The sequence below is a fragment of the Sphingobacterium sp. PCS056 genome (genome assembly GCF_023273895.1).
Lineage (GTDB): Bacteria > Bacteroidota > Bacteroidia > Sphingobacteriales > Sphingobacteriaceae > Sphingobacterium.
This window is the reverse complement of sequence record NZ_CP096883.1, coordinates 1,547,483-1,574,243: the sequence shown is the minus strand read 5'-3', so window position 1 is coordinate 1,574,243 and position 26,761 is coordinate 1,547,483. Positions and strand designations below refer to the sequence as shown.

General features: G+C 42.2%; 14 protein-coding genes. 1 reads left to right on the top strand and 13 read right to left on the bottom strand.

The window, feature by feature from the left end:
- Positions 1-47 precede the first annotated feature (47 nt).
- The 13 genes from MUB18_RS06660 to MUB18_RS06600 all read right to left on the bottom strand — a co-directional run bounded on the left by MUB18_RS06660 (position 48) and on the right by MUB18_RS06600 (position 23,785).
- The gene (locus MUB18_RS06660; protein WP_248755389.1) at positions 48-755 is read right to left on the bottom strand and encodes a hypothetical protein; all 708 of its coding nucleotides are present in this window, start codon (positions 753-755) and stop codon (positions 48-50) included.
- 31 nt (positions 756-786) lie between these two features.
- Positions 787-2,409, bottom strand: a complete 1,623-nt coding sequence (locus tag MUB18_RS06655) for a RagB/SusD family nutrient uptake outer membrane protein (RefSeq protein ID WP_248755388.1) — start codon at positions 2,407-2,409, stop codon at positions 787-789.
- Between the two features lie 10 nt (positions 2,410-2,419).
- The gene (locus tag MUB18_RS06650) at positions 2,420-5,557 is read right to left on the bottom strand and encodes a SusC/RagA family TonB-linked outer membrane protein (protein ID WP_248755387.1); all 3,138 of its coding nucleotides are present in this window, start codon (positions 5,555-5,557) and stop codon (positions 2,420-2,422) included.
- A 221-nt stretch (positions 5,558-5,778) separates the two neighbouring features.
- Complete coding sequence (locus MUB18_RS06645) at positions 5,779-9,177, bottom strand: family 43 glycosylhydrolase (RefSeq protein ID WP_248755386.1); 3,399 nt, start codon at positions 9,175-9,177, stop codon at positions 5,779-5,781.
- A gap of 71 nt (positions 9,178-9,248) precedes the next feature.
- Entirely contained in the window at positions 9,249-12,380 is a 3,132-nt protein-coding gene (locus MUB18_RS06640; protein WP_248755385.1) for a beta-L-arabinofuranosidase domain-containing protein, read from the bottom strand.
- Between the two features lie 96 nt (positions 12,381-12,476).
- On the bottom strand, positions 12,477-14,720 hold the full coding sequence (locus tag MUB18_RS06635; protein ID WP_248755384.1) for a S9 family peptidase: 2,244 nt from the start codon (positions 14,718-14,720) through the stop codon (positions 12,477-12,479).
- A 70-nt stretch (positions 14,721-14,790) separates the two neighbouring features.
- The gene (locus MUB18_RS06630) at positions 14,791-16,212 is read right to left on the bottom strand and encodes an APC family permease (protein WP_248755383.1); all 1,422 of its coding nucleotides are present in this window, start codon (positions 16,210-16,212) and stop codon (positions 14,791-14,793) included.
- 21 nt (positions 16,213-16,233) lie between these two features.
- Complete coding sequence (locus tag MUB18_RS06625; protein ID WP_248755382.1) at positions 16,234-18,009, bottom strand: DUF885 family protein; 1,776 nt, start codon at positions 18,007-18,009, stop codon at positions 16,234-16,236.
- Positions 18,010-18,025: 16 nt separating this feature from the next.
- On the bottom strand, positions 18,026-19,285 hold the full coding sequence (locus MUB18_RS06620) for an NAD(P)/FAD-dependent oxidoreductase (RefSeq protein ID WP_248755381.1): 1,260 nt from the start codon (positions 19,283-19,285) through the stop codon (positions 18,026-18,028).
- 23 nt (positions 19,286-19,308) lie between these two features.
- Positions 19,309-20,307, bottom strand: a complete 999-nt coding sequence (locus tag MUB18_RS06615; protein WP_248755380.1) for a 4-hydroxyproline epimerase — start codon at positions 20,305-20,307, stop codon at positions 19,309-19,311.
- A gap of 21 nt (positions 20,308-20,328) precedes the next feature.
- A complete protein-coding gene (locus MUB18_RS06610; RefSeq protein ID WP_248755379.1) occupies positions 20,329-21,813 on the bottom strand; it encodes an aldehyde dehydrogenase (NADP(+)) in 1,485 nt (494 codons plus the stop codon).
- Positions 21,814-21,906: 93 nt separating this feature from the next.
- On the bottom strand, positions 21,907-22,809 hold the full coding sequence (locus tag MUB18_RS06605) for a dihydrodipicolinate synthase family protein (RefSeq protein WP_248755378.1): 903 nt from the start codon (positions 22,807-22,809) through the stop codon (positions 21,907-21,909).
- Between the two features lie 112 nt (positions 22,810-22,921).
- On the bottom strand, positions 22,922-23,785 hold the full coding sequence (locus tag MUB18_RS06600; protein WP_248755377.1) for an AraC family transcriptional regulator: 864 nt from the start codon (positions 23,783-23,785) through the stop codon (positions 22,922-22,924).
- Positions 23,786-23,988: 203 nt separating this feature from the next.
- Between MUB18_RS06600 and MUB18_RS06595 the strand changes: the two genes are divergently transcribed.
- Positions 23,989-26,709 (top strand): DUF5695 domain-containing protein, encoded by a 2,721-nt coding sequence (locus tag MUB18_RS06595; RefSeq protein WP_248755376.1) that lies wholly within the window; start codon positions 23,989-23,991, stop codon positions 26,707-26,709.
- The last annotated feature ends 52 nt before the right edge of the window (positions 26,710-26,761 follow it).

Here is a 26,761-nt window from a genome sequence, read left to right as displayed (position 1 = left end):
TATAAACACAGCATTTTAAGCTACCAATCTTGAAGATGATCTTCAAATTAATTGGCAGCCATTTTTTCTTTATTAAAAAACAAACGATGGCCACCGTGCAGTACGTGTATGATACCTGTAGTCGTAATAATTCCTGAAGTCTGTACATCTACGCGCGCATCTCGTTGTGCTTCCGGGATCGCATTTGGGTTTGGTTCTTCCGAATCCAGCGTTCCATTCACTTTTGTGTAATATAAATAATCCACATAATCGACATATGAGCTATAATCTCTTGTTCGCCTCAATCCCAACTGAAATCGCACACCATTAATGGGTCCAAACAAATTAGTAAAATATGCGCCATTAATATCCAGCTTATCACGCTCGACCTTTCCTTTAAACATATAGATCTTCAATGAATCCAATCGTTTTGGATCAATATCATCAATAGTAAAAGAAATATTTTCATCCCCTACCTCTGCGATACGCTGTTGCTTTTTTGCACTCACATATTCTGCTACGCCCCAATTTGTTGTTGCATAAAAAGTGATGTCACTGTTCACCAGCTCTTTTAAGTTAGCCCGATCGATGATCCGCACCAAAGAATCAAATTTTGGGTGCGATGCCAGAAAATCATAGGTGGTCATATTCACTTTCGCTTGATGAATACCGCCATCGTTGATATAATCATCTTTCTTGCATGAGGTCAATATGTGAAAAAACAACAAGGCAAATGATAGATATGCACCAGTTTTTTTTATTATTTTAATCATCATTTCTAAAGAATTTAAGTTTCTAAATGCGTCATTAAATCTTTCCACGCCAGTATTCTGTCTGTACCAAAAGTCTATTTTCACTAAATAAACGAGGATCTACAGGCCAGAAAAAACCACCCTGTTTAAAACGAGCCTCGCTTAACCAGGCGATATGATCTGAGTAGGTCCGGGTGCGGATCATATCAAAAAATAGATGACCTTCCAGATACAGCTCTTTTCCGCGTTCGATCATATATTCTTTCATCACTTCGGTTTTTGCTAGACCCGGTTTTAATAAAATCGACGGATCACCTCCATATCGCGTTCTTGAGGCATTGATAATGGTAATCGCCCGACTCGGATTATTTTGGTAGAGCGCTATTTCCGCCTGCAACAATTTGATATCGCTCAACCTAAATAAGATTAAGTTATTACTGTTATAGGGTTCAAGTTGCTGTCCTGGATTTCTAAAGACAATATTGCTATATTTAATGCATACGGGTACATCCGTTGTATAATTGACAAAATTATTTTTGAAGCGTACATCCAATGTATCAAGCACCCGAGTTTGTACATTTTCCCAGACCCATTGCCCTATATCTTGATGCCAGACCCAATCCTCTTTCTCTTCGATCTTGTAAAAATGACTACTTAAATACGCTGGTTTGGTAAAGAAATCGGCCACTGCACCATACGTTGGGATATAGCTATTGTTCAAAAATTTCATCCCAATATGTGCGCTCGACCCCTCTAATGTATTTTCACTTACATTCAATTCAAAAATACCTTCGCTCGATCTTCCTTTAAAAATATCACCATATTTAGCGGTATCTGCAAGTGTGTACCCCCCTTGAGCGAGTAAAGTATTGATCGTCGTATCCGCACTACTCACATCATTCATGATCGGATTGTTCGATGAGAGATCAGTTGTCGTCGCACGCCAAAGATACAAGTGTGCCAATAGGGCATAAGCCGAACCTCTATTTGCTGTAACAGCTCGTTCTGCGACTGTTTTATAGCCCCAGCTTAACAAGTTTATCGCATGGCGACAATCCTCCTCGATCTGTTTCATGATCTCAACTCTAGGAGTACGACCCAGATGAGGCGCACTGATCGGATCATCATAAGACTCTGTTACTAAAGGAACATCTCCCCATATTTTAGTCAACATGAAATAAGAAAAAGCCCGAATAAAATAAGCTTGTCCCATAATTTTTTTACGGAAAGCTTCTGGATCTGCCTGCTCTAAGATCAAGATATCATTTGAGACCAACGGCATTTCTTTGAGAATGATATTGGACATGGCTATTGTTTTATAAAATACGGTCCAATTGCCATAAGAATGTGCAAAATAATTGCTGGTCCAATTTCCTTTTCCGATTTCGGGATGACTGTAACTATCCCGATTGATGCCGATATAAATATCAGGAGTCATATCCCCATAGATATAATAGCGATTTCCAACTCCATAAAAACCGTCCATCAAGGCATTTCTCAATAAGGAATAATTACCAGCGATCGCAGTTTCTCCTGCTTTTGGATCTTTCCAGTAGACCTCCTTATAAGTGGAATTTTGAGGTTCCTCTTGCAAAAATTTGTTGCACGACAGGGCACTCATGCCAATAGCTAAAAGAAGTACCCATTTCCAATAATTGCTTATAAATAATATTTTCATGACGCTCTGATTAAAATTGTAATTCAACACCAAAAGTAAACTTGCTCGGGATCGGATAACCATTACCCTCATATTCACCGTAATAATTTACAGCCTCGGCATCCGGTAATCTTTTCGAACGCTGGAACATCATTAAATTATCTACGATACCATACATGCGAATACTTTTCATCCCCCATCCCGAGACTAAACGATTGGGCAGACTGTAAGAAAGACTCACACTCTTCACTCTGAAATAATCACCTTTATCCATGAAAAATGTTTGACCAGCAACGGTATAATAGCGCCAAGATCCTAAAGGATAGGCTGGATAATCGGCTCGATCTCCCGGTTTACGCCAGATATTGATCTTACTAAAATCAGGTGTCGCATACTGCGCAAAACCATCGGTTGAATTGGTCGCTGCACCATTCTCAAATAAATCAGATTGATATAGATTGAGCACATCCCTGTCAAACAAAAAGGTGAAGAGTACCCCAACATTGAAATTCTTCCAAGTCACATTATTTGTCCAGCCACCCGTAAATTTAGGATTCGGATCGCCGATCGGAAGCTTGTCTGGATTGATGCCATCATTGAAGGGATCAATCATGTAGTCTCCATCCACATCTCTGATCCACATATCACCCGGAGCAAAGGGGCTTCCTCCAGAATTATAGCGGTCACCTGTCAGCGGATTGATTGGAATCTCATTAGGATTTGAGAAAATCCCTAAAGTTTGGTACAAGTAAAAAGTATTGATCGGGCTACCGACGGATAGAATATGTGTTTTATCAAAACGGGAACCGGCGACCACCAAATCGCGACCCGAATTAGGCAGATTCATGATTTTATTTTTCACATAGGAGACATTCAATCGGCTAAACCACTGAACAGGACTTGTTCTTGGAAGCGGATTAGCCATCAGCACCACTTCAGCACCATAGTTCCTTACGCCCACCGAATTGGTCAATGCGCGATCATACCCCGTTGTGACCGGCAATGCAACATCAAACAAGGATTGTTTATTTTCCTTGTTAAAGACGTCCAGTGCAAAAGAAAAACGACCATTAGCAATTTCTCCATCCACACCAATATTCCACTGTGTCGAGCGCTCCCAGCTGATATTAGGCTGTGCGACCCCATCTACCAGATTGGGCGTTATCGCGGTGACACCATTATAAGAGGTTGCATTGTTATTTCCCCAGAAATTTCCAGCATTGACCCGATAAAGATTATATTGCAAGTAATTATTCCCGGGTAGTCCACCCGTTGTACCCAAACTAGCACGCAGTTTTAACATCGAAAACAAAGACTCTTTGTCTTTCATAAAGGATTCTTCCGAAACGAGCCATGCTACGGAAGCCGACGGAAAATAACCCCATTTATTACCGACGCCAAAGCGGGATGATCCATCGCCACGGATACTGGCAGAAACGAGATACCTAGAATCATAGTCATATGCCAGTCGCGAATAAAATGAAGCCATACTATAAGCCTGATAATCGGACCAAGCCGTCAGATAACGTTGCTGAAATCCTTGTATGACTTTGATTTGGTCTGAAGAACCATTCGAAGCACCCGCCCCCACTGACCGGTATTGATTATATTCCAGGTCACTTCCCAAGATCATGCTCAGGCTATGTTTGTTAAATTCTTTAGTATAACTGAAATAATTAGAAGACAACACGTTGACCTGATTATCTGAAAAGACATCTTGTCTGTTTCCTGTAAAATTAGCCACTGATGAGGGTGTACTCACATCACGTCTACTGTTGGAATAGATATAAGAAGTTTGAGAGGTAAATTTTAACGCTTTTGAAAAATCATACCCCAGATTCAGGTTGAAAGTAAACTGATTACCGGTATTGACATCCGAATCATCATTATACATTCCCAAAAGATAATTTTTTCGGGTTTCACTAAGGTTGAAATAAGATGCAGGGGTGTATCTAGCTGTTACCCCCACTCCGCCACCACCAGCTCGCGTGCGCTCTGTACGCGAATAAGCAACAATCGGATTGATCATCAACCGTTCATTCAGTGCCTTGGACATTAAGTTTAGCCGTGTTGAATAGCGCTTAAATCCGGTGGCTTTCACAATTCCTTTCTCGTCGTATAAGCCGGCACTGAAACGATAATTTGATCCCCCAAATCCCCCTCCACTTAGGCTCAGATCAGCATTATTGACCATTCCTTTTCGGTAGTACATATCCTGCCAATCGGTAGCACCGTTAAAAGCTGGATTTAAGCTATCCGTAAGCAGAAAAGATATGTTTCGATTATCAATATCAGGTCGATATTGCTGTAATTCTTCTAAAATGCGCATTTTTTGACGTCTCTCTTCAGCTCCTATCGCTACATCTCGCAACTCAGGGCGCTGTGTCAAGCCTGAATATGCCGAAACCATCACCTGTGGTTCACGACTGATACCCTTTTTCGTGGTGATCAGGATGACACCGCTTGATGCTCTCGATCCATAGATAGCGGCAGCAGAAGCATCTTTCAGCACATCAATACTTTCAATATCCTGCGGATTAATACCTGCGATAAAATTTGTACCTGTACCTGTCACTGGAGAAGTGTATTGTTGCGGAGGCTGAGGTACTCCATCTACAACATACAGCGGGGCATTACCGACGCTAAACTCATCATACTCTCGATTTAAGCTTGTATTTCCACGTACTTGAACGGTAGGAGATGCCCCTGGTTCACCTGTAAAATTCTGTACATTTACACCCGATAGGCGTCCCTGCAGCAATTGATCAAAACTTGCCGCGGGAAGATTAGCCAATTCTTTACCCGAAATACTGGAAATGGCTGCGGTAGTTTTCTTTCTAGAGATTTTTTGATAACCGATGACGACCGTTTCATCTAAAGTGGAGAAAGTCGTATTCAGTTCAAAATTGAGCGGCGACTGTGCCTCCACTTTTAGCCTTTTTGATTCGTATCCAAGCAAGCTTGCCTCGACCATATCTCCCGGCTTTGCGACCATCGTAAACTCTCCTTTGCTATTGGTTTGTGCACTTATCTGGGTAGATAAATTTCTCAGCGTCGCTCCGACCATGGTACTTCCCGATACATCCCGGACCACACCTGTTACCTGTTGAGCAAATACATCAAACGAAAGGAGAACCACGAGGACTAATAAAAGACCTACGTTTTTCATAAATTAATTAATTTGGTTAGTTAATATTAGTTGTTTAATAGATACTCGAAGGTAAAGGAGAATCAGGTTTGAATTCAATCCGAATTTAACCAATAACACTTATATTATGATCAAAAAAAATCGTATTATACTTAATCATAGCCCCTTATTAAAGATAAAACCGTGATCGCCTTCCGAAGATTAGACGATCACGGTTTATATTTTCCGTTGATATCACCGGATTATTGCCATATCTTGAACTGCTCAAATACACCATAACCTTCCTGATTATTGGTCGCAATCTGATACAGCCCCACACGCAACTTCTGTCCTTTCAGATCTTCACGCAGAAAGGGTGTATTCGGAAGATCGATCCATGTGATTCCATCCTGAGAACTGCGCAAGAAGAAATAACTACCCACTTTTTGTACCTGGATATAAGGTGAATACTGCAATCCCGTTCCATTATTTCCTTCCTGATGGATCTGATCCCCTATACTTCTGGCAAGATTACCCAAATTCCAACCCGTTAACACGGTATTATTCATGTAAGCATTTGGGTTTCCTATAGCCTGTATCATAATACCAGCTTCACTCGAGGTGCGGGTTTTAGAAGTTAATCCCGCGACATCTTTTACCTGAACTTCTAAGGTGAAATCCCCCTCCAATTCTTTATATATAAAAGGTGGTAACAAGGATGCATCACCCCATTTTGTATGCTTAGAGCTCAAGGTCCATTGCCCATCTACACCCTTAATCCCCACATGTGTACTATCGGGATATACACCGACTTGATAGCCGTCCCAATCCGGAATTTCTTCCTCTCCTAACGTAAAGTTTTGATCGAAATCCTTTACCCGTAAAGATGATTTCTGCTTCGGCACAGCGATCAGCTGTGCTTCACTCACATTTCCAAACTCATCTTTCGCAAAAACCGAAATGGTCTTACCCAAATGCGCACGATTAAACAAATAGTAAGGCTCTTGAATCCAACCCGAATCATATTGATCTGTCGAAAATAGATACATCAGGTCTGCTTGATCTGCACGGATCTGGACAAAGAAATCGTCATCGTTAATCCAATACGGCTTCACCGCGATATTAGGCGTATACCTGTTCAAATCAGCTGCACTTTTTGCTTTCCAGATCTGATAATTTTCCTCTATCTGATCTATATTAAATTTTTTAGGATATGCACGAAAAAAATGAAAAGCGTGCTGAAAAACAACTTCACCATCCTTTATCCGAAGTAATTTATTGATATTTTGTACCTGATCTTGCTTACTGTTCTTATAAAACACCGTCTTGCCCTGATCATACAGTGCCAAACCATGATTCCAACGGTGGCCATCAAACCAATCAAAAGCTAAGGTGTAGGACGGCTGAGTAAGAATGCTGGTCAAAATGGGATCTTTCCATGTATCCATTTTCAGTGCAGTACGGTTACCCTGTATGATAACCTCTCCTCGATCAACCGCAACCTCATGAGCCATGATCGCACCATGATTGCGCACTTTGCTGATTTTTCCTGTAGCAAGATTATCGGTCTGTATAGCAAAAAATAATTTTTTTGGATTGGAGAAATTCTTTTCTTCATTTATTATATCAGCAGATAAGTCGATATTGGCCATCTTAATATCTGCGATATAACCTGAAAAATGCTGATCCAATAAATCAGAAGCACCTACCACAAAATAATCGGCAGGATGAACAAATAACATGCGATTTTCTTCACGTTGCAGCTTTCCGTCAACATATATACGTTCCATATAACCGTCAAATGAGATTATTATATGATGCCATTGATCCTCCTGCGGTAGCGTCTTAAAACCCATATCTGGCCAGGCACCATGTGTAATAGCTCCTCGCTGCGCATCTTTGCCGTAGCCAACGATCGCTTTGCTGATATCCTGATTACCTTTAGACCAAGCAACCACACTTTCAAAACGATCGATTCGTGGATTATTGATCCACATGGAGACTGTATAGGGGCTGTTGCCCGCGAGTGATTGGGGCACTTTAAATGTCGAACGAAGGGAAACTGAACCATTCAAGAAAAATGCTTTTTTCCCTTGATAGTTTTTCACATAAATAGGCTTTTCACTATCTAGGGTTCCTTGCAGTAAACCTTTATTCTGAATCGTTGTGATACGCTCCCCTTCCTGATAGTCCTCCGCATCCATGTGGATCAAAGGACCAAAAATGGTTTCTTCAGGAGGCATAATTTGCGGAGCTGACCAGACCGTTTGCTGGTCCAGCGACTTACCATAGACCTTGATATTCCATACTCCACGAGGTAGCCCCGGCAATTGTGTCTGCAAGAGATGCAAGCGTACATAGCGTGCCTTCACCTTTCCGTGGGCCAAGACCGGACTTGCCCAACGATTATTATTGGACTGGTCATCATATGTCGTCCAGGTTTTAGCATCTGTTGATGTTTCGATCCGATATTGATACGCATAAGTAGGATATTCAAATTGGATGGCGACAGTTTGTACATCTGTTATCTTTTCCAGATCGATCGTTAACCATGCTGGCTGATGGTTTTCTTTTGCTCGCCATAAAGTTCCGTTATTGTCATCCACCAAAAAAGACGCTCTAAAATCAGCATGATAAGAAGAAGACACCTGCACAGGTTTTCCGAACGCTAGATCTTCGGGATAAGGTTTCGGTTTGATGAGATCAGCAATCCCTTGATGTGTGGGAACTACTTTTTGAATATTTCCGTCAGCAGTAAAAAATAATTCATCTACTGCAACCTGACGATGAAAACCACCACCCGAATGCGGATTATTGTGCCTGTGGTAAACGATATAATACCGGCCATCCTCCTCCAGCACACTATGATGCCCCGGTCCATGGATCGTACCATCTTCATTGGTTACTAAGATGGGGTTATCAGCAGGATATTCAAAGGGTCCCATAGGGCCAACTGTACTCTTGACATATTGGACACGATAAGTATGATCTTCACAATGACCAGAAGAATACATGAGGTAATATATACCATTGCGTTCAAACATATACGGAGCTTCAAAAAAATCCTTTGCCACGGTATTGGGAATCAATTCGATCTTTTTAAAACTCTTCATATCCGGATTCATTAACCCCACGGCACACCCGTGGTCTGGATAAATCCCCCAGGTGCCCCAATACATATACATGAGTCCGTCATGATCGGTGAACGTTTGACCATCCAAGGTAATCACACCCGGAATCATATAATTGGGTATAATCGATTGATGATCATCAGCCAGGGACTGCCAAGGCCCTATCGGTGTCTCCGATACCGCACCAAATATTTCGACCGGTTGACTATAATATAAATAATATCTTCCGTCGTATCCTTTAGTCATATCGGGAGCCCAATACCAATGGGTATTGGGCCAGTTCATGGGTTGTATGGTCCAATTCTTAAAATCTGTGGAAGTCCATACCTGCGATGGTCCTGCTCCCCAACCGTTACCATCTGTCGTGGCATAGATATAATAGGTATCTCCTATTTTTTTTATCGTTGGGTCTGCAAAATATCCGGGCAATAATGGATTTAAGGTATTTGGCATTTCATGCTTTTTCAACGATTGAGCAGGCACTGAACCTATTGAGCAAGCAAAGAGTACTAAAAAGAATAATTTTTTCATGATCAGTATGTATCAAAGAGGGGTACCTCGACAAACAAAGTACCCCTCCAAGTTTTCAGTATAAATTGCAATTATTTCAATGTAACATCCAGATAAACCGAGTGTCTTCCGTAGGTCTCATAAAATGGTTTAAAATCTACCCCATCGATTTTAAACTCCAAACGTTGTGGATCACCTGAAATGGATTTGCTGATATCTTTCGCATCTAAAGTTACTTTACGCCAATCTTTTCTCGCTTCGGGTTCTTGAGCAGCTAATAAGATGGGGCCATAGAATAAACTGGCAACATTCTGTTGATCCATCACTGGATCTAAATGAAATTGGAAAGGCATTTTTAAGGTGATACGATCCCCATTTTTCCAATTACGGCTCAATTTCAAATAAGTACCTGGTTGAGCCTGCACTTGTTGATCTTGACCATTGATGTTGACATAAAATCCGTTGGTTGCCCAGCTGGGCACACGCACATGTAGATCAAATATTCCATTCCCTTTTATGGTCAGCTCCGTCTCGTCTTGCTTTGGAAAACTAGTCTTTTGCTCCACAGTCACCTGACGTTCCGTCCATTCCAAAGTTGAAGGAATAAATAGATTGACATATAAAGCCTGATCATCTTTGCTTTTAAAATAAATACTATTCTGCAATTTGGTACTACTCTCGATCGCGGTACCATTGCAGCAGGTAAAACCGGTCATATTGGCGTTGCTAAATTGCTTTTGTACGCCAGGTCTTAGCGATACGTGATAGGTATTAGCCGCTGAGTTTTCAGCAACAGAAGCCAAAATATGATTGTACAATCCGCGTTCGTAATAATCCATATAAGCTGCACGTTGATCAAAAAGAAACAGGTTACTGGTTAATTTCAGCATATTATAAGTACCACACGTTTCATTCTGTCCTCCTTCAGAAAAACCATTTTCATATAGGGTCGAAGGTTCTGCTGTGAACACTTCTGCATTAGCCGGATTTCGAGCCCCTGCAAGTCCTCCTATACTATACATATAATCGTTGACAGCCTTATACCAAAAGTTATCAGCTACCCGATAGTATTCAGGCAGATTGGAAGCTTGATACATCTCGATGCTACCTACAATTTGAGGGATATGTTGATTGGCATGCAATCCTCGAAACGTATCGACATTTTTCGCCAATCCATGCGCATGTTGCGCATTTCCAAAGAACATATCGATGTTGTCAAACAGTTGTGCAGTCTTCAAATAGTGTTCTTTATTCGTGATGCGGTAGAGGTGAGCCATAGTCTCATTCATTCCTCCAAATTCTCCGGCAATATAAGTACTCCACACTTGTATCAGCGTTTCCTTAGGTAGTTGGCTGAGACGTGCATGTACCCAATCTGCCATACCGGTCGCCACTTGAAGTGCCTTTTCATTGCCACTCACTTCATAGATATCGATCAAACCGGCCAAAATTTTATGCAAGGTATAATAGGGAGCCCAAACTTGCGTTTTCTGTCCCCCGTATTTCGCTCCCTTTTCCAACATGATAAATTGGTCCGGTGGATAGGCACTGATATACCCTACTCCCCAATTCCAATAGTCTGTACGGATACCTTCCTGACTCAGATCCGAGTCGTAGGTTGATTTTCCAGGACCATAAGGCACTGCTGTCGGATCAGCGACAGCTGTACCTCCAGCTTGTTGCGGTTTACCCGACAATTGTGCCATTTCGTATAAGGTATTCACCATATAGTTCATTTTCTCGGCAAAATTCGCTTGCAAGGTTTTATCATATCCTGTACTGGCATACGCCTGAGCAATAGCAGTTAGGTAATGACCTGTGGCATGTCCTCTGAGTTTGGTATCCTGACTATCCCATACGCCCAAAGGTTTAGTTCCTGGAGGCTGTGGCTGCCCAAACGCATCACGAAACATGTAAAGAAAAGAGTTAGGATCAGTAACTGCTAATGTGCTGATAAATTTATCGCGATTTTCAATGAATTTTGTTTCTTGGTTCTGCGCATCGGCCTGCAATGAAACTTGATTTAAATCAAATTTTTCCAATTTTAAGCTTGGCGCTGCTGCAGTACCTGTTTTGACAGTCACGATCGCTTTAGGTTGCAAATCTGTACCTGGGACCCGCCCTGTAATGGTATAACGACCAGCTTCCAGAACCGTACTATTATCATTTGGCGAAGGCCAAATGACACGTACTTTAGGCCCTACCATATCCTCTTTATACATTCCTTGTACATAACTCGGTAACCGCGGCAAATCGCCTAATGCCGTTTCCACCTGTACATCTGGCACAGCAATTAAGTACGCATTGTAGAGTTGTGCTTGCGTTAAAGGAAACTCGGGCAGGTTATCCTCCACCTTGGTTACATTTACAGCAACGTTGCTCCTACCTCGCTGTGAATTGGTATAAATTCCGGTAAGCTGATTTTTACTCAACGGAACGCGATAGATCCGGAAATCATGTAACATCCCATCCAACGTAGGAGATCCTGCAAAAAGTGATTTTCCGATATACAACTGATTCTTCTCTCCTGCAGATCCAAAAACCTCCGTCAACTCACGCGGAATCTGTTTGGATTCACCAACGGGCACAGCATCGACATAAGTCAACATCGTTTTGGAAGGGATATCCACCACAATAGTCAGGTACACCCATTTATTCAACGTGATCACTGAAGAAACTGCTCCTTTTTGGTTGTTTTTTCCTGAAGTAATTAAACTCTGAAAACCAACCTGACTTTTTGTTCCTACAGGAGCAGCGAAGAAATGTTTGCGTGCATCCTTTCCAAAGTCAAAAAATACTTGACCCTTTTTTTCCGAACGCAGATACACCCAGCCCGAAATACTCAGCGACTCCATATCGGTCAAAGCATCAGCAGGAATCTGGATAAAATCATTGCTTTCGCCAGACAACGACAATACTTTTCCAAACCGCTTATCGGTGATAAATGTCGCATTCCGACCAGCGGTTGCATGCAGATTGTTGCGGGACCAATCTTTCAGATCCCCATTAAATACATAGCGTGCGATCATGCCCGTTTCACCGATTCCATCCAAAATCTGATCACCACTTTGCGCCTGTACCGGGCTTAACCCTTTGGTTAGGATTGTGGCGACGAGGATAAAACGTAAAAAAACTGTATAACTTTTCATGGATATAAATTGTTTTTTATCTGTAATGAAGCGATCATGAGCAATATTCATCGCTTTTTGTGCGTGGGTGCTCATGATGGTTTCATTGGTATATCATTACTTTGTGAGCTCGCAAGCTCGGTTTATTCTTTATTTACATCAGTTTAAATCCCTGATTATCCTAGACCTTCTTTAATAAGCGTTCCAAGCTGGAGGTTCTACCCCAAGCAAGTGTTTGACAAAATAATCGCGACGTTTCTTTTCACCAAAATCACCACCAGAAGCATGTCCCATACCCGGAACCATAATGAAGTCGTGATCTTTACCATGCTTAATTAGCTGATTGACGAACTGATAAGTCGATGCCGGATCCACATTATCATCCAACTCGCCAACGATCAATAGCAACTTTCCTTCTAATTTATACGCATTTTCGATATTGGAACATGCCGCATATTCAGGTCCGATGGGCCAGCCCATCCATTGTTCATTCCACCATATTTTGTCCATACGATTATCATGGCAACCACAAGAGGAAACACCCACTTTGTAAAACTCAGGATGAAATAACAGTGCCCCAGCAGAAGATTGTCCTCCGGCAGAAGTACCATAAATACCAACTTTTTCGATATCCATATAAGGATATTGAAGCGCGGCAGCTTTCATCCAGGCAATACGATCAGGAAAGCCGGCATCTTTTAGATTTTTCCAAGCGACATCTTGAAATGCTTTCGAACGATTGGATGTTCCCATTCCGTCGATCTGCACCACAATAAATCCCAATTCCGCAAGTTCAGTAAGTCCTGAAGGATTAGCGGAAAATGACTTGGGTACAAAAGAGCTATGCGGACCAGCATAGATATATTCGATCACTGGATATTTTTTGTTGGGATCAAAATTTCTAGGACGAACAATAATCCCCCAAATATCGGTTTTACCATCTCTAGCAAGAGATTTAAATACCTCTGGTTTGCGCCATCCCGTAGCTTCCAGATCCGAAATATCAGCTTGTTCCAAATCCATGACGATCTGCCCATCTACAGCGCGTCGTAAGACTGTCTTTGGCGCTTGATCAACACGAGAATAGAGATCCACAAATAAGGTTTGATCGTTATTAAATGTTGCTTGGTGATTAGCCGGTTCGGGGGTGAGTTCTTTCATTCCCTTACCGTCAAGGCCAATCGAATAATAACGGATTAAATAGGGATCCGATCCTTTATCCATACCACTGGCCTCAAAAATAATTTTTTTGCTATCCTCATCGACGTTAACGACTTTACGCACCACCCAGTTTCCTTTGGTAATCTGATGTTTCAATGCTCCAGTTCTGGCATCGAACAGATACAGATGGTTCCATCCATCACGTTCCGAGGCCCAAATGATGTCGGCTGTTTTTTTGAGATCATTCCGGTATTTTTTTCCGCTATAATCAATGAATGTAGCGCTGCGCTCAGAAATAATTGCTTTGGTTTTTCCGTCTACAGCACTCAACTCCATCACATCATAACGTTGATGACCACGTTGATTATATTCAAATGTGATTCCACTATTATCCTGCTTCCATGCGATCGCAGATAATGAAAATTGATTGTCCACCTGAGCTGGATCTACCGATATCACACGACCATCCGCTATATGAACAATAGTAGGATAATATTGTGATAAAGCATCTCCAGGTTTATTATAGTCTCTGGTTTGTAGTTTAGGTTGCAATTGATCGACAGGAGAAGATTCCAATAAAGTCAATTGCCTAATTTCTGCCTTTCGTACTTTGGAAGCGGCCAATTTTTTTGAATCATCGGACCATTGGATACGAGCACTGTAATACGCTCCGGGGCTACCATCAAAGGTCATTTGTTTCTCGCTTTTCGAATCGCCTTTTTTGCTGATGTAAATATTACTATTTTTAATATATGCGGTATAGACCTTATCGGGAGAATCCACAGGCTCACCCTTACTATCATCCCATCGTGCTCCCCAATAGCCATCCGATCTCCGATCAGCACCTGCTGTAGGAACATCCCGCAACTTGCTCAGTTTATTTTCCTGCGCATTCCACTTCCAGACCACTTTCTCTTCGGTAAACTCCACCTCGTTTGCCGTCAGCACTTTCAGATCTCTCCCCCACAAAACGCCTAATTTCACTTCTTTGCCCAACTGCGATGAGAGCTGCTTTTCAATCGCGGCAACATCGGTATCTATTTTTTTCTTGTTCAGCGCATCGACCAGATATAAGCTCCTCTTGCCATCTTTCTGCGTGACCCGGTAGGAAAAACTATCTCCTTTTTCAGACCAGATAATCTGCTGCGGTACTTGGTACACCTTAGCAAATGAACTTCTGATGTCTTTGGCTCGTTTATAATCGTCCAATGTCCCCTGCGCCATTGTCGTAAGCTGCAAGAGCAGCACTAAAGCAGCGGTTAATGTTAACTTCATATGTATTATTTTTTTATATCGTATAGATCATGCCTTTATCCATAATCAGGCATGATGAAAATAAGTAAGATTAAGTCTTCGCTTCCTTTTGTTTCACAACATAGTATAACGGAATACCCAAAAGGGTAATGATGATGCCCGGCCAAGTAAATTGTGGTTTATAGATGACCAACAAAATAATAAACGATAAGCCCATCACGATATAGATCGCCGGTATAAATGGGTAGCCAAATGCTTTATAAGGTCTTGGTACTTCGGGACGTTTATATCTTAACCAAAATATGCCGATGATGCACAACACATAAAAGATGACAACTACACAGGTAATCATATCCAACAAATCCCCGTACTTACCTGTCAAGCACCATATCGAGGCAATTACTGCCTGCAACCACAAGGCATATGCCGGTACGGCATTCTTATTTAAGGTTCCCGTTTTCTTAAAAAACAAGCCATCCTTAGCCATCGAATAATAGATCCTTGCACCAGCCAGAATCAATCCATTGTTGCATCCAAAAGTGCTGACCATAATCATGATCGCCAAGATGGCGATTCCAACGGGACCAAAGATTTCCTGTGCCACAAGCATCGCCACGCGATCTTTAGGAGCACTGGCCATTTGCTCAATCGTCAATACACCGGTATACATCAAATTGGTTAAAATATAGATCACCGTCACAATCAAGGTTCCTAAAGCTAAACTTAAACCAATGTTGCGTTGCGGATTCTTGATTTCTCCCGCTACAGCGGAAGAAGAGTGCCAGGAATCGCTACTAAATAATGCTCCTACTAGTGCTGCAGACATCGCACCAAACGCACCAAACGTAGCATAATCAGCTGTCGATCCATCCACATTTAACCGATGCAGGTTCCACATATGCTCCGAAGACCAGTTTTGATTCCACACCTCCAGATCAAAAGCCGCAAAACCAAAAATGACCAATAAGACCAAACTTAAGATCTTGATCAGCGTCAGCACTGTCTGTACCGTTTTCCCATTTTTCACCCCTCCGGTATTGATCAAGGTGAGCAGTAAAATAACAGCGATAGCCAACACCTGAGCAGATGATATATGATAATCTCCGATCACCAGCAGATAAACATCTTCATCCAGCACCGGAAACAGATAAGCCGTAAACTTAGAGAAAGCAACCCCCACAGCTGCAATCGTGGCCGTCTGGATAACCGCAAAAAAAGTCCATCCAAATGTAAAACTGACCACCTGTCCATAGGCCTCTTTCAAATAAACATACTGACCACCAGCTTTCGGAAACATGGCACTGAGCTCGCCATAACTCAAAGCTGCCGCTAAAGTCATAAATCCGCAGATCAACCATACGACCATCAACCATCCAGCAGAACCTGTATTTCGGGCAATATCTGACGATACAATAAAGATCCCCGAACCAATCATACTTCCGGCAACCAGCATCGTGGCGTCCAATAAACCCAATGACTTTTTGAAATCTTGACTATTTTCTTGACTACTCATAGATTGAGGGTTAGATTGCGGTTATTTAAAATTATAAAATTTCCATTTCGCTTGATGGTTAGCTTCAAGCTTCTGGTTGGTCAATATTGCCCTGAGCATCTCCATGGGCAAGTAATTCTCCTTGATCACACGGTCATGAAATTCGGTATAGGACATTTTCCCCGATCCTACCAATTCATCGCTGATACTCAGCAACTGTAAACCACCGATCAAATAAGCCAACTGATATAAAGGATCATAAGAACCTTCAAAAGATCGCTTCACTTCGCCATGTGCATTTGCAGGCTCATGACCGACCTTGTTGACTAAGTAATCTATACATTGCTGCGGTGTCCATTCGCCCAAATGAAATTTAATACTAAAGGTGATCCGCGCACAGCGATGCATTCTCCAAAATAACATTCCGATACGTTCTTCCGGAGTCTTTGCAAAACCCATTCTATACAGAAGTAATTCCCAATATAAGGTCCAGCCTTCGGTCCAGAATGGTGTATTGAAATTCTGCTCACGATAAGGCTTATACCTTTTATTCATAAAATACTGTAAATGATGGCCTGGATTAAGTTCGTGCTGAACCGTACCCAATGAAAAGTGTGGGTTATTGCCCCGCATGCTCATCATCTTCTGCTCATAAGTCATCGTATTGGTCGGATAGGAAATACTGATCTCACGTCCTCCCGTAAAAAAAGGATTGACCAATTGCCGTTCAGGAGTCATCATAATCATCCCCCAAGTCTCATCCGCCAATTCAGGAATCGCGATGAGATCATGCTGCTTGATAAACGTTTGGGCTCTGTCGTACAGTTCATTGATCAAGTCGGGCTGTCGACCTTCCGGTACATAAGTGTTTTTAACCTTTTCCTGCGCAGCTTTCCAATCGTCTCCAAATCCCATCTCACGAGAAGCTTTTAATAACTCCGCCACACACCATTCCCATTCCTGATCAGCAATTCGCAAAAGCTCATCCGCATCATAAGCAATCATTTCTTCCCGCAGCTTTTTATTGAGTGCCGCTTTTCCAATAGGGTGGCCTCCGATATGGCTGCCATCATTAAACACTTTCCAGTTGCTCTTCGCTTGCAGAGCAGCTTTGTACTGGATCAGTTTTTCGTTTAACCTTTCGTAAGATTTAGGCACCCACCACGTAAACATCGGGTCATATCCATTATAGAAGTCAAATGAACTTTCCAATCGGGTTCGCAATGATTCGACCATATTGACCAAAAAATTGACATCCGCATATTCAATCGCTGATCCATTTTCAAGATTCTGCATCGCTTCCTCGACCTGACCGGTTGTTTTTTCTAACACGATGGCGACATCCTTTCCGACAACAGCAGCTCCTCGACGACGTTTCTGTTCAAATTGAAGAATATTTTCAGCAAATGGTAAGTAAGACTTCAGGTGGTTATAAGATGCTAATGATTCTTTGAGTTCTTCCTGATGTCGCTGCACTTTTTGGTTCAACAGAATATAATCAACTTGACCATTGGTATTTAGCCGTTTGTAATCAAAGTTTTTCAGTTTCGCCAAATAATCGTCATCTATCGATATCAGTCGATTGATCTGTTCGGGTGAGGCTGCTGATTGCTGAAAGCCCCAGTTTTTAGGCATTGGACCGTAGAAATAATTGACAGCCTGCAGGTCATGACGATATTGAATGATATAAGGCTCAATGGGTGTCGTATGTTGGTACAAATCCATATCTTGGGCATCTGTTAGCGAAGAAGCCATACAAAGTACGCCAATGACAATAAATTTCTTTACGTTCGGGTTATTGTTGTTTTTCTTCATCATTTAGGTTTATTATGGTCTATTGGAATCGATCTGGATTAAATCCTGTGATATCCGTTTCTGTGGGTTGATTGGACAATAGAGCCGTGATCGCTTTTCCGTAAGCAGGGCCCAAACTCAATCCCATCATACCACCTGCACCAGCAATGCTAACATTGCTGTATTTTGAAGTTCTGCCCAAATAAGGAAGCCCATCTGGCGAACATGGTCGGTAGCCAAACCAGATATCTTGCGGATAGTCTACCTGTAGGTCAGGGAAATATTTCGGGATAGATTCGACGATTCCTTTGACCCGATTGGTATATATTTTATCATTAGCAGGGCCTAATTCCATCGTTCCACTAAAGCGAATCTGATTGTTCATAGGCGTCACCGCTACACGTGCTTCCAACAACAAGGCTGCATGAACCATCTGGCTATTGTCTGTGGTATGGTGCATGAACGAATACCCCTTCCCTGGCATTAACGGCAACTTCAACTGCAACTTAGAAGCTAACGCGGGTAGAGATGCTCCCCCAGTTACGACTACTTCATCCGCATGAAATGCTCCTTTTGAAGTAACGATTTCGGATACTTTTTTGCCAGAAAACTTGAATCCCGTTACTTCCGTTTGATAGTTAAACTGTACACCATGAGCGAGCAGGTAATCTGTTAATGTTTTCATCAATTTGGGAGGATACAGGATACCATCACATTTATATAAAATACCACCTATTGTATCCATTCGGAGATTAGGCTCTAAGGCCTGGATACCCGCTTGATCAAAAACCTCCACATCCAATCCCAAGTTTTGAGCCTTTTCTGCCAATTCTATTTCTTCATGCGCCACATGATTGGATTTGTAGAGCATCATGATCCCATTCTGCCTCAGTTCGAAATCAAAACCCTCCTGTTGAGCTAGTTGATCATAGTACCGGCTACTCGCCAGATTCAAATCGCGTATAGCCGCTGCATTTCGGTTAACATGTTTTTCGTTGGCATGTTTCAAGAACTTCAGTCCCCAGTCTATCAAGGAGAAATTCAAGGAGGGTCTGACGTAAAATGGGCTCTTACTGTTCAGCATCCATTTTACCCCCTGCGCTACGATACCCGGAGCTGCCAGCGGAGTAAAATGACTAGGAACGATCATTCCTGCATTGCCATAAGAGCAATTGTCCTGCCCGTCACTTTTCTCTAAAATTTGAACTTCCCAACCATCTTGTAGCAGGTAATAAGCGGTAGACAATCCTGCAATACCAGCTCCTATGATAGCAACTTTTCCTTTATTATGTGTTGACACGTTATTTGATGTTTTAATAGTAATTACATAACTTGAAATCCTTCTTTATATGGGTCGTCATCGTCAATAATGATCTGACTATATCCCGTAATTCTTGCCCATCCCTCTACCGAAGGAATAATCGCAGGCTGTCCGATTATGGCTGTTTCGTCCTCAATACGACCGACAAATTGCGAACCGATATAACTCTCATGCACAAACTCTTCGCCTTTTTTCAACTTCCCTTTGGCATACCACTGTGCCATACGAGCAGAAGTTCCGGTACCACAAGGAGATCTATCCAAGGCATTCTCACCTACTAACACGGCATTGCGTCCCGTAGAATTAGCATGCGTAGGTTTTCCCGTCCATTGAATATGGCTGAGACCATAGATATTTTCATTTTCAGGATGAACAAATTCCGTTTGCTCATTGAGTAATCGGCGAATAATCTTACCGTAGTGGATAAGCTGACTAGCCGAAAAATCGCTGATATCTCTAAAATTTTTCTGTGGATCAACGATGGCATAGAAATTTCCACCATAGGCTACATCTGCTACAATCTCTCCCAAATCTGGGCACATCACCGTAAGTCCTTCTTTATAAAGAAAAGATTTCACATTGGTCAGCTTGACCGTTTTTACTTTTGGACCTTCTTGCACATAATCGATCAGGATCAATCCGGCTGGTGTTTCCAGACGTAACTTTCCCGGTACTTTGGGGATGACCAATCCTTCTTCAATGGCAATCGTCACGGTACCAATGGTACCATGACCACACATCGGAAGACATCCGCTTGTTTCAATATATAGGACACCGGTATCATTATTGGGATCTGTAGGTGGATAAAGAATACTCCCGCTCATCATATCATGACCACGGGGTTCAAACATCAATCCTTTACGGATCCAGTCATATTCTTCCATAAAATGCAGACGGCGCTCCATCATCGAATGACCGTTCAGCACCGGTCCTCCTCCTGCTACCAACCTAACTGGACAACCACAGGTGTGGGAGTCAATACAAAAAAATGTTTTCTTCATCAATTGCTATACAAAAATGTGCTAAATACTTGTTTTTGTCGCACTACCATCTACGATACGTGAAATGCCTAGTGTATTCTCATTTTTCAGCTCTACAGGCAAAAATTCATCGGGCCAATTCTGAAACGATAAAGGGCGGACAAAACGCTTCACCGCATCTGGTCCTACAGAAGTAAATCTAGGATCCGTACAGGAAGGAAAAGGACCGCCATGCTGCATCGCATAAACCACCTCTACTCCAGTTGGCATTCCATTAAATAAAAGTCGACCCGCCTTATCTTTCACGACATTGAAAACATCTTGATGCTCCTGCACATCTTGCGCAGTACCCGCCATGGTAATGGTCAATTGGCCTTTAAGTTCCTGCGCAATAGTCAGTACTTCTTTTGCACTGTCCGCTTCCACCAATACCGCAAAAGGACCAAACACTTCCTCGCTCAATACCTGATTTTTCAAAAAATTGCTTGCCGAGGTACTGATGATTCTTGCGCGACCTTGTCCCTGGCTAGCTTCTATCCCCGATTCGGCGATTACCGTGACCGCTTCTTGGTTACTTAATGTTGTCTTATTTTTTTCAAAATGCGTATAGATACCCGAATTAAGCATTGTACTTGGTGCGATTGCCCCAATTTCTAGCGCCAGTGCATTTTTGAAGCGATCTAAGCCATCGCCTTTAACCGCGATAAATACACCTGGATTGGTACAAAACTGTCCCACACCCATGGTGAGTGAACTCGCGTATTCCTTAGCCAATGCTTCGGCACGCTCTTGCAGCATATGCGTAAAGGCAAACACCGGATTGATACTGCCCATTTCGGCAAATACCGGAATCGGTTCTTCGCGTTGATTGGCGATATCAAACAAAGCTTTCCCGCCCCAATAAGATCCTGTAAAACCGACCGCTTTTACAAGAGGATGACCCGTGAGATAGGCCCCTATTTTGGTATCAGTTCCTTCGATATTGGCTCCAAGAATATGGCTAAACACCCCCTCTGGCCAGCCGAATTCTTTGACAACAGCAGCGATGGCTTCGGCCATTATCGTAGACGTACGGGTATGTCCCGAATGGCCTTTCACGATCACTGGACAACCTGCACCGATGGCACTTGCGGTATCTCCACCGGCAGTAGAAAAGGCAAATGGAAAGTTACTTGCTCCAAATACAACTACTGGACCTATACCCAAATTAAATTTCCGAATATCATTTTTACCTGTTTCACTATTTGCTAAATCAATGCGAGCTTCGGTGTAAATCCCTAGTGCTACGGCATTGGCATAACTGCGCCATTGTCCTACTGTGCGCGCCTTCTCTCCTGTGAGGCGGGCCAAAGGCAGTGCGGTCTCTGCATGAGCAGTCTCCAACAGCTCCGGTCCTAGCTTTTCAATTTTATCCGCAACAGCATGCATAAATACGGCACGCTCACCGATCGTCGTGGATTTCAAAAATTGAAATGCTTCTGCCGCTATGCGAACACGCTCATCTAAAAATACTTGTGATTGATTCATTATATATCGGAATTTTTCTTTACAAAACGAACTGTAGGCGAATAGTATCCACCAATCGCCTACAGTACCTTAATTATTTTTGATCCGCAGATCTTAATTTAACTGAGGACGATTAGCAATACCATCAGCAATAATCTGATTGATTTTTTCAGCTTCTTCACCCACCAATGGCAGTCTCGGCGCACGTAGGTGCGGCGTACATATTCCTTCGGCAGCTGCAGCCAGCTTAATATATTGAATGAGCTTAGGGTGAATATCCAATTCTAACAAAGGCATAAACCAGCGATAGATATCCAAAGCTTTATCGTATTCACCATTTACCGCATGGTTATACATCGCAACTGTCTCCTTTGGAAAAGCGTCTACTAATCCAAAAACCCAACCATCTGCACCCACAACCAACGCCTCCAAAGAGATGGTATCTACACCACCTAAGATATGAAATCTGTCGCCAAATTTATTTTTCATTCGTGTTATATTTGTCAGATCGCGTGTTGACTCCTTAACCGCCACAATCGTTGGACAATCTTTCAATTCATCAAACATAGCTGTCGACACAAAAATCGAATAATCCACCGGATTGTTATAAATCAAAATAGGCAAGTCTGTCGCATTTGCCACGGCTTTAAAATAAGTAACGACCTCACGGTCATCTGCTTTATAGCGCATTGGCGGCAATAACATTAAACCATCTGCACCTAATTCTTTTGCTTTAACTGCAAAATTAATGGCATTTTTAGTGGTATTTTCAGCAATGTTCAAGATCACCGGTACACGGCCTGCAATCACCTGAATGGCATAAGTCAATAATTCAAATTTTTCATCTGTATCCAACACCGCTGCATCACCCAATGATCCTGCAATGATAATACCATGTACCCCCGCTTCGATCTGAGCTTCCGTATTTTTAGCAAACATATCAAAGTCAATCTCACCATTCTCCTTGAAGGGGGTCAGCACTGCCGGATATACGCCCTTCCAATTTAATTCAGCCATAGTTATTCTTTACTTAATTAATTTATAATTTTCTTTATCAAAGAAAGGAACTATTAAACAACTAAACTAACCGCGTTTTAATCATTACTTATTGGATATTAACCTGCACCGTCTACTCATAGAGCAAATTTTTATAATTTGCCACATACATTTTAGGCGATATACCTACAATGCTTCTAAAAACCCGATTAAAATTGGTGATGCTATTAAACCCGGAATGATAAGCCACGATGGAAATACAATCATAATCTTGACCTCCCAATAGGCGACAAGCTTCTCTTACGCGCAATTCATTCAGATAGGAAACAAAAGTCTTCCCTGTACTTTTTTTGAAATAACGACAAAAAGCCTGCGGAGTCAGATTTGCCCTTTCGGCGATTTCATTTAAGCCGATATTCTCCTTATAGTTATTTTCAAGAAAATCACATAAGGCCGTAATCCGAAAAGAACCTCCCGTACCAAAATCAACAGAAGTGACACCCGAAAGCGGTTTAAGTTTGAGGGAAAGTCGATTCAAAGATTTCAATAAATAAAAAAAACTGACAAGCTGACCTAAGCTATCGGAGTTCTTAAGCGCCTCTATCCTTCTACTGATCTGTGCCAAGTGTATGGTAGGAACTTTAAAACCGCGACCATTTTTATCTATAAAATCCAACAGCATACTTAATTCAGGCATATTCAAAATCGCGGACAAGGACCCCTTCACATTAAAAAAAACAGATACCGATTGCACATACCCAACCCTAAAATCATTTTTAAAGACATGAGCTTGGTTTGATCCCAATAGGAAAATATCCCCGCGCTCAAAATCATGGACATGATCATCAACCAACAACTGTCCATTGCCCTCCTTGATCCAGATTAATTGATACTCCTCATGACAATGCATATGGGGATAAAACTTATCCAAAAAATCCTCCTGAATAAAAACGGTCCTATCCTTGGGAACAGGAACTCGGTATTGAATTGGTTTCATAAATAGAATGGTTTTTCGATTAATGTCATTAGTACATTAAATTTAGGATTTAGCGGTTCACAAAGCAAATATTTATCACTTTATATCAATAACATGGTATATTCGGTTAAAATGTGGTAATTAAAAAAGGACTTAATAAGTCAAATTTGTAATCGTTGCACTTGATCATGTGTTGAAGTATTATAATCTCTAAATCTTACCAAATGAATTTAAAGAAAAGTTGTTACCTCCTATTAACCTTATTCTATATCCATCCCGCATTTAGCCAACAGGATGAGCATCCTGTATGGAAGGCGACCAAAAGCCAGCCGGCGACATTGGGTATAGAACAAGGGACCAAAAGCTTTGCGCTAAACCAATTGAAGATCAAGATTCTCAACGCCTCCCAAACGTTATCCGCCTTTCAACAAGTGAACGGTGATGCCGCTTTCGACTATACACCTGTTGAGCTATTAGCGAAACGGGACCGTAACAATTTTTTTCATATCGGCGATATCAACATCCGCCTGAAATATGAAGGAGAAACCAAATGGTCCAGTTATTCATCAGCCAAAGACCGTAAAAAAGTAATCGAAATCGCAGCTTCTAAAACTACTTTAGCCGCAGCAGATATCACTCCAACATTGGAAAACATCCCCTTAAAAGTGGTGCGTAGCTGGGAGAATGTGGATGGCGATCTCATCTTGAAATTTCAAATCAGCAATCCTACTGATCAAGCTATTGAGATCGGATCTCTGGGCATCCCACTTCCCTTCAACAACAATATGGATTGGAAAAATCTGAATCAAGCCCATGCTCAAAATGTATTTTTCGATCCTTATATTGGTCAAGATGCAGGCTATATGCAGGTCAACCATTTACATGGAAACGGTCCGAGCTTATTAGTACTTCCTTACACAAATGCAGGATTTGAGGCCTATAACCCGCTGAACAGTGATCCGACACCAAAAAGCATTACTTTTGAAGGTTTCCACGAATGGATGATCCACAGCAAGGCACTTGCAGAAACCGACTGGAAAGGAGTAGAACAATGGAACACACCGACTTCTACTGTTTTGAAGCCAAAAGAATCCAAGACATTTGCCCTTAAGTTTGTGCTATCGCCCAGTATCAAAGAAATTGAAAACACGCTTCTGAAAAACAAGAGACCTGTTGCTATTGGTGCTCCTGGATATGTTGTTCCTTTAGATAATCCGGTCAAACTTTTTATCAAACATGATCAAGCCATTGCCCATATCTCAGTTTATCCAGAGGGCGCATTAACCGTTACTAAACAGCAAGATACCCCACACAAATGGCATCAATATGAAGTAAAAGGCCAACAATGGGGACGGGCACGATTGACCATCACCTATCAGGATGGTGCCGAGCAAACCATTCAATATAAAGTCATCAAATCCGAAAAAGATGTGGTGAATGATCTGGGAAATTTCTTAACGACCGCACAGTGGTACGAAAATGATCAAGACCGCTTTGGCAGATCTCCATCTGTTATCACCTACGATTATGAGGACAAAAAGCTTGTCACCCAAGAACAACGCGCTTGGTATGCCGGCCTCAGTGATGAAGCAGGAGCGGCAAGCTGGCTAGCTGCGATTATGAAGCAAGTCGTCCAACCTAATCCTACAGAGATCAACAAACTTAAACGATTTGTCAACGAAACGATGTATGGCCGTATTCAGCATAAAGAAGGGGATCAAAAATATGGTGTCGTCAAAAGTTTATTTTACTACGAGCCAGACTCGTTGCCAGCAGGCACTTACGATGCCGACATCAATTGGAAAGTATGGTCAGCATGGCCAAAAAAAGAAGCGGACAACATCGGCCGTTCCTACAACTACCCCCATGTGGCAGCAGCACATTGGGTGATGTACAGACTGGCTCGCGACTATCGTAATCTTGTACAAGAGGAAAGCTGGGATGTGTATTTAGATCGGGCTTTTCAAACCAGCATGGCTATGATCGAGAAAGCACCTTATTACGCTCAATTTGGACAGATGGAAGGCAGTATATTTTTGCTGATCCTCCATGATCTTCGTCGGGAAGGACTAACCGATGCCGCTAATAAGCTGGAAGCCGCGATGCGCAAACGTGCAGAACACTGGAAAAGCCTAGATTATCCCTTTGGAAGTGAAATGCCCTGGGATTCTACCGGACAGGAGGAGGTATATTTATGGTCGCGCTACTTTGGTTTCGACGATAAAACTCAAGTCACCTTAAATGCAATTTTGGCTTATATGCCAACCGTACCTCACTGGGGGTACAACGGTAGTGCCCGCCGTTATTGGGATTTTGTATATGGCGGAAAACTATCCCGCATCGAACGTCAACTCCACCATTATGGATCGGCACTCAACGCCATCCCTGTACTGACCGAATACCGTGACCATCCCGATGATTTCTATCTTCTTCGTGTCGGTCATGCCGGTATGATGGGTGCACTGGCCAATGTTACAGCAGATGGTTTTGGTCCTGCAGCATTTCACTCCTATCCTTCGACATTAGCCAACGATGGCATATCTGGTGATTATGGTACCGGATTTTATGGTTACGCCGTTAATTCGGGAACCTATATAATCCAACATCCAGAATTTGGCTGGTTGGCTTTTAGCGGCCATCTTCAAGCAGATAAAAACAATATCGAAGTGAGGATCACAACCGCTTCCAGAGGCCGTGTTTTTCTAGCAAAAGAGCATCTCTGGCTGACTACGGATGCCGGAGAAATCGAAAAGCTGCGTTACAACCAAAAAGATAAAAGTGTGGTGTTGAGTTTTAATACCAGTCAATCGGACAGGGTGCCAAATATCTTGCTAAATATCAATCCCGAGAGTGGCTATGTGATTGAAGGACTCCAAAAAGATCCATTCAATCGCTATACCATACCAGCTTCTACTGCGAGCGTGACACTCGTGAAAACAAAGTAGCCTCGATCAAACGATCTTTCTTTCTAAACAACATACATAACCTGTGGTTAGC

What these genes read in the sequence shown, in the direction of transcription:
- MUB18_RS06660 (WP_248755389.1), bottom strand. Translation starts at nt 755, where the DNA reads ATGATGATTAAAATAATAAAAAAAACTGGTGCATATCTATCATTTGCC.
- MUB18_RS06655 (WP_248755388.1), bottom strand. Translation starts at nt 2,409, where the DNA reads ATGAAAATATTATTTATAAGCAATTATTGGAAATGGGTACTTCTTTTA.
- MUB18_RS06650 (WP_248755387.1), bottom strand. Translation starts at nt 5,557, where the DNA reads ATGAAAAACGTAGGTCTTTTATTAGTCCTCGTGGTTCTCCTTTCGTTT.
- MUB18_RS06645 (WP_248755386.1), bottom strand. Translation starts at nt 9,177, where the DNA reads ATGAAAAAATTATTCTTTTTAGTACTCTTTGCTTGCTCAATAGGTTCA.
- MUB18_RS06640 (WP_248755385.1), bottom strand. Translation starts at nt 12,380, where the DNA reads ATGAGCACCCACGCACAAAAAGCGATGAATATTGCTCATGATCGCTTC.
- MUB18_RS06635 (WP_248755384.1), bottom strand. Translation starts at nt 14,720, where the DNA reads ATGAAGTTAACATTAACCGCTGCTTTAGTGCTGCTCTTGCAGCTTACG.
- MUB18_RS06630 (WP_248755383.1), bottom strand. Translation starts at nt 16,212, where the DNA reads ATGAGTAGTCAAGAAAATAGTCAAGATTTCAAAAAGTCATTGGGTTTA.
- MUB18_RS06625 (WP_248755382.1), bottom strand. Translation starts at nt 18,009, where the DNA reads ATGATGAAGAAAAACAACAATAACCCGAACGTAAAGAAATTTATTGTC.
- MUB18_RS06615 (WP_248755380.1), bottom strand. Translation starts at nt 20,307, where the DNA reads ATGAAGAAAACATTTTTTTGTATTGACTCCCACACCTGTGGTTGTCCA.
- MUB18_RS06610 (WP_248755379.1), bottom strand. Translation starts at nt 21,813, where the DNA reads ATGAATCAATCACAAGTATTTTTAGATGAGCGTGTTCGCATAGCGGCA.
- MUB18_RS06605 (WP_248755378.1), bottom strand. Translation starts at nt 22,809, where the DNA reads ATGGCTGAATTAAATTGGAAGGGCGTATATCCGGCAGTGCTGACCCCC.
- MUB18_RS06600 (WP_248755377.1), bottom strand. Translation starts at nt 23,785, where the DNA reads ATGAAACCAATTCAATACCGAGTTCCTGTTCCCAAGGATAGGACCGTT.
- MUB18_RS06595 (WP_248755376.1), top strand. Translation starts at nt 23,989, where the DNA reads ATGAATTTAAAGAAAAGTTGTTACCTCCTATTAACCTTATTCTATATC.